At 32.3% G+C, this 5783-nt stretch carries 4 protein-coding genes; 3 read left to right on the forward strand and 1 reads right to left on the reverse strand.

Annotated elements, in window-relative coordinates:
* Positions 1-908 precede the first annotated feature (908 nt).
* Positions 909-2246, forward strand: a complete 1338-nt coding sequence (locus ACP69Y_RS16500; protein WP_425919523.1) for a glycosyltransferase — start codon at positions 909-911, stop codon at positions 2244-2246.
* Positions 2243-3199, forward strand: coding sequence for a hypothetical protein (locus ACP69Y_RS16505; RefSeq protein ID WP_425919524.1), 957 nt, complete (start codon positions 2243-2245; stop codon positions 3197-3199). The genes ACP69Y_RS16500 and ACP69Y_RS16505 overlap by 4 nt, the downstream gene beginning before the upstream one ends.
* Before the next feature lie 133 nt (positions 3200-3332).
* On the opposite strand, the gene ACP69Y_RS16510 is transcribed toward ACP69Y_RS16505, so the two are convergent.
* The gene (locus ACP69Y_RS16510) at positions 3333-4907 is read right to left on the reverse strand and encodes a sensor domain-containing diguanylate cyclase (protein WP_425919526.1); all 1575 of its coding nucleotides are present in this window, start codon (positions 4905-4907) and stop codon (positions 3333-3335) included.
* 321 nt (positions 4908-5228) lie between these two features.
* Between ACP69Y_RS16510 and ACP69Y_RS16515 the strand changes: the two genes are divergently transcribed.
* On the forward strand, positions 5229-5591 hold the full coding sequence (locus tag ACP69Y_RS16515; protein ID WP_425919527.1) for a NirD/YgiW/YdeI family stress tolerance protein: 363 nt from the start codon (positions 5229-5231) through the stop codon (positions 5589-5591).
* The last annotated feature ends 192 nt before the right edge of the window (positions 5592-5783 follow it).

The raw sequence follows: 5783 nt of genomic DNA on the forward strand, positions 1-5783 counted from the left end.
TGCATATCAATTAACCCATCGAAATAAGCCAACAATTCAAATTATGGAACCATTGGCTTAAGCAGGATTCGGGTTAATTAAAGAAGTTGTATTAATAGCTTTAGATCGATTTTCCCCAATATGTCAAATAAAAACTAATTTAGTTGATTATTCATCCTTAGAAATAGGTCAACTGCTAAAAGTAAAGCTTAAAGGTTTATTCCTGTGATAAGACAAGACAAATCCAGTTCAGATTCCCTGTCTGAACTTTTTAGTTGCGTATAAAATGCCCAGTAAATTAAATAATGGAATAGAAACCTATCTCATCTTACAGCTGACAATACTTTAATCCGTATTCTTGATGCACATCCAAGCTTGATTTAGAAAGTTTAGATAATAAAAATCCTGGCTTTTTTATTGAAGACCGATATCCAACGTCCAGTTGATGAGAACTTATCATTATTGTTTTTTGTTCTGGAATATCCTGTTCCTACGTCTTGATCATATGAAAAACAAATTGAATCTACTATCCGGTAAATCCCTAAATTGACGTAAGTAAATGCGTACAAGATCAGCTAGAAACTGTCCCGGTTTTATCCGCAGAAATTGGGAATATTTTCTGCCGGGGGAAGGCTGGGGATATTGAACCAAGTTTAACTTTAATGAAGTGATGATCAATTTAATTGGCAAAAAACATCAGAACTGTTTAAACAAATCCGGCTTGTTTCTAAGTCGGATTTTTTATTTTTCAATTCGGTTTTGATTTCAAAAGTGTTTGAAAAACAAAATAATTTTATATTTAATTTCATATAGCGCTCATTATATTAAGTGACGATTATTTAAATATAATTACAAGTTATAAGTAACTAAAATTCATGTGAATATGCTTATAATTGTTTTATTACAATAATAGCTTAGGGATAACTATTATGATTACTAATGATTGTGATAGAGATATTTCAAGAATTTATTTTTCAATACGATCGAAATTTGTTGTAGCCTTCATTGGAGCTTGTCTTTGGACTTGGTTTTCAATATGGATAGCACAGGATTGGCTAGATGATCTGAGTACCTATATTGGTTCTTTTGCAGCAGTATTTCTGATTTATGGTATTGCTATTATTCCTGGATTCATGAATTCATTTGCGGCTTTAAGCCTTATTATGGATAGAAGACCCAAGAGGTATCCATTAACATCTTATCCAGGTATTACCATCTTAATTGCTGCATATAATGAAGCTGCATCTATAAAAGATACTCTAGTAAGTATTAATCTTCAAAAATATCCTAGCAACTTACAAGTCATAGTAATTAATGATGGTTCTCAAGATGCAACTTCGAATATTATAAAAGAATCAAAAAAAGAGTTTTCATGGCTTACTTTACTTGATTTAGAAAAAAATGCAGGTAAAGCGCATGCTTTAAATGAAGGACTGAAATTAGCTGAACATAATTTAGTAATTACCATTGATGCCGATTCATATTTACATCGTGTTGCATTAATTAATATTGTTGAACGTTATCTTCTAGACCCCCCAAATACTCGTGCCGTTGCAGGCAAGATTTTAGTGCGTAACTCTCGTGAAAATTTGCTGACCAGAACACAAGAATGGGATTACTTTCTTGGGATTTCAGCAACAAAACGTATGCAATCCCTTTATCAGGGAACTTTGGTGGCACAAGGAGCTTTCTCTATTTATGATCGTAATGCTTTAGTTGAGGTAGGAGGATGGCCTGAATGTGTGGGAGAGGACATTGTACTTACTTGGGCATTGTTAAACGCAGGTTACCGTGTAGGACATTGTGAAGATGCTTGTATGTTTACTAATGCTCCTACAACTCTGAAAGTATTTATTAAACAGCGTCAGCGTTGGGCTCGCGGTATGATGGAGGCCTTTATTAAACATCCTTCTATTTTAGTTAAGCCGAGATTGTCAACATTTTTTATTTATTGGAATTTGCTTTTTCCTTGGCTGGATGTGGCTTTCACCTTTGGCTTTATTCCCGGTCTAATCCTGGCTTGTTTTGGACATTACTGGATAGTGGGTATTATGACCCTAGCATTGTTACCAATGGCATTTTTGCTAGGCCTATTAAACTACTCGATTGAACTCAGAATGTTTAAAGACATGGATCTTAAAGTTCGAAAGAATTTTAGTGGTTTTTTAATATATGTTCTTACATATAGCTTTTTACTACAACCTGCTAGCGTTTTAGGTTATCTAGATGAAGTATTAAGAACACAAAAAAAATGGGGAACAAAATGAAAAATCAGACTACTTGTTTATGTATTATTGTTTGTTTATTCATGAGTATGAGTAAAATTAGTTGGGCAAATACAATACAAGATGACCAGGCGCAAAGTGAACGTGCAGTTGGAACAGAAATTTTTTTTAGTGATGATAGTGAAGGATTCCAAGCTCGTAAATTTTCTGCTGAATTTTTACCTAAATATATAAGCGCGGATAATTTCTTAGGTATACGTGCTAGCGCTTATAACTATAAGACCAATGACTGGAGTCAAAATGGACAGAAGATATCCTTTATAGGAAGAGACATAAATTCTGCCACTGCAAATGGGTGGTCCTTAGAAGCAGGTATATTTGAACAAAATAATAATAATTTATTTACTTTTGATGGCAGTTATCGAACAGCACTTGCCGAAAAGACCGCTGTGGAAGTTTTCGCTAATCGTGATTGGGTAGAAACACGACCTGCTTTAGAGCAAGGAACGAACTTTACCTTTTTAGGCGCTGCAATAGATCAAGGCCTAGGTGAGCATGTTACAGTAGTTGGTGTTGCAGGATCGCAGTTCTTTTCAGATGATAATCGTCGTGACCATGGTCGAATGAGATTGATCTATCAGCCTTCACTGAATCTAGGACTTACTCTTCAAGCTCGATACAGAACCTATCGTAATACTGAAGAAGATGTGGGTAGAGAGTATTTTAATCCTCAAGATTATGAGGAATCGATGTTGGCTCTAGGTTGGCGTCAACGCTTTTCTAGATGGTCAATGGGTTTCACTGCCGGATTTGGGCGTGAAAAAATTAATGATATGCAGAGCCAATCTACAAAGTTATTTGAATTAAGTTTACAAAGCCCAATTTATGGTTCCCAGTTTTTTCGTATGAATGCCGGATATAACCGCAGTGCTTCATTTTATGGACCGGACTATGATTATAGTTATGTTAGAAGTGAGTGGATATTACAATTCTAATAATTTGGAAAATTACTATATTAAATAAGTATATAAAAAGACAGCTTTGAGCCAAAATGAATTTTCCGCACGTCTGCATATTATACCTCGTACGCTGAAAAACAGGGAGCAAGGCTGATTTAGAAGCTAAATATTAGAACTTTACACAGTTCCTTCCACTATTTTTAGCTTCATAAAGATGTTTATCTGCGATTTTAAAAACCTCTAAAATATCGTCAGAACTTTCAGGCCAAGAAGCTATACCTATAGAAACTGTAATAGACCCTACATTTGGGAGGCTCTGTGTTTCTAATTCTCTTCTAAATCGCTCAGCACTTTCATAAATACTTTGCTGACTCGTATTAGGTATCACAATAATAAACTCTTCCCCCCCATAACGACAACAAGCGTCATTTTTCCGAAAGCTTTTTTGCATAATTTCTGCAAGATATTTTAAAATTAAGTCACCTTGATCATGCCCATATGTATCATTTATCCTCTTAAAAAAATCTATATCTATTAGTAAAATAGAGAACTTCTCTTTTTTAGTCATTTGATTGGCTATAAAAAAGTTCATTCCCCGACGATTCATTAGGCCAGTAAGAGGATCCGTGTTAACACTTCGGTCCATTTCATTAATTTTTATTGAAAAATTCTTAATACTTAGTAAAAGAGAATGTTTAAATTTAACTATTTCGTAATACCATGGATAAATATTTCTAATTTCATCCCGTACTTCAGGTCGATGAAGTGAACCAGCTATATTGGCAAGTTTATGCAGAGGAGATGCTATAAAAAAAGAACATTTCCATACGATGTAAAAGATAAGTAAATAGAATATAAATATTCCAGCAGAGACTTTATAAATAATTGAAGTTGCTTGCTTTAATAATTCCATAGTAGGTTGTTGTGAGACAATTATCCAATCTGTGGTTTTGATATGTGCAAATCCAGCAAGGTTATCTACTCCCCGACTATTGATTAGTCTAATTTTTCCATTTTTTCTCTCTTTTATATAGTCTAATCCATTGTTATTTTTAACTATTTCTCCAATTCTTTCATGGTCGGGATGAAAAATTATTTGACCATTCTTATCAATTACATACATATAGCTTTTTCTATAGCTATCAGCTGTAGTCAAAAGCTGATTAATAATATTTCTTTCCTTTAAGTAGATAGTAGATCCAATAAATCCCTTATAGTTTTTTCTACTATCATAGATAGGCTGTGAATTAAAAATAATCATATTCTTTTTAACAGAAAGATAAGGAGTCGAGATATAAGTCTTTTTATTCTTTAAAGAGTTCTCAATTCCTAATGTGTTTTGTACTTTGTTTTTATCAATATTCAAGATATTAGGTGAATAATTAATCAGTCTTCCTTGTGGATCACCAATTACTACACTATTGTAGTAATTAGATTGCATTTTTAATCGCTGTACTTCTAATTCTCTAGTTTTATCGTCGTCAAAGCTTTTTCCTAAATTTTTTGCACTGTACTCAAGTTCAATAAGTATATTTTTGAAATGGTTATCGGTACTTGTTGCAATTTTATTTGCGTATTCATAATTTAATACTAATGAATTATTTATAAGTTGATTCTTTACTATCTGATAACTAACAATTAAAGAAATAATAAAAAGAGTAGATACAGAAAACACCGCTAAAAAAAGTATTAATTTTCTGAGATTCAAATCAAGACTTTTTTTAATTAATCTAAATAGTTTCATTCACTTATAATTGATTAGGTATATCTTTAAAGTTTATTACACTTTTAATCAATACTTAAAGTTATATTTACATTTATCTGTCCTAATAACTTTATATTTAACATAAAATCTCTTAGGCGAAGCGAAAAAATGAGGATCTATTGTCCTCGTTTCATGTAACGCCAATTATGTTAAATAGAAAAGAAATTAGATGAAAAAATGGGAGAATTTTTTATGCTTTTAAGGAAGGGCAATCCGATATCGCAATATTACAAAACATAATCTATAAATTTTAAAAAATTTGTTTATATAAGAAGACCATCATCAATAAGAGTAATATTAATGAAAAAAATACTTTTAACTACAATCACTGGGCTTTGCTTATTGGGTAGTAGTGCAGTCTTTGCTAAATCAGATGCAGTCTTATTGAAAGAAGCTACTAAGAATGTAGTCACGGTTGCGAAAGCAAAAACTTTAAGAGATAAAACAGGAGTAACCTTGACAGGTACTGTCGTACAGCATATTTCAGGTGATGATTTTGAATTTAAAGATTCTACAGGTTCAATTGTAATTGATATTGATGATGACTTATGGAAGCCTATGCAACTTAAAACAGGCGATAAAGTGAGAGTAATAGGTGAGGTAGATACTCACAGAAAAAATCCTACAGATATTGATGTAATTCAAATTGAAAGAATTAAATAAGACTTTAGAAGTTTAATAAAAAGCTTGAACTATGTTCGAGCTTTTTTATTTCATATAACGCCTATTATGTTGAATAGATCTGGTTTAGATATTAAAAGACACCTCGAAAGGTGTCGAGCCTGTAAATTATTTTGTGTAAGTTCCATTTTTTATAAATGACCTTTTAATCGATCATCAAAGTGAATCGTAAAC

Origin of the sequence: Acinetobacter sp. TSRC1-2 (assembly GCF_049895885.1) — a bacterium.
In the GTDB taxonomy this organism is placed as follows: Bacteria; Pseudomonadota; Gammaproteobacteria; order Pseudomonadales; family Moraxellaceae; genus Acinetobacter.

Excerpts from the sequence above, each read along its gene's own strand:
- ACP69Y_RS16510 (WP_425919526.1), bottom strand. The coding sequence starts at position 4,907 with ATGAAACTATTTAGATTAATTAAAAAAAGTCTTGATTTGAATCTCAGA.
- ACP69Y_RS16500 (WP_425919523.1), top strand. The coding sequence starts at position 909 with ATGATTACTAATGATTGTGATAGAGATATTTCAAGAATTTATTTTTCA.
- ACP69Y_RS16505 (WP_425919524.1), top strand. The coding sequence starts at position 2,243 with ATGAAAAATCAGACTACTTGTTTATGTATTATTGTTTGTTTATTCATG.
- ACP69Y_RS16515 (WP_425919527.1), top strand. The coding sequence starts at position 5,229 with ATGAAAAAAATACTTTTAACTACAATCACTGGGCTTTGCTTATTGGGT.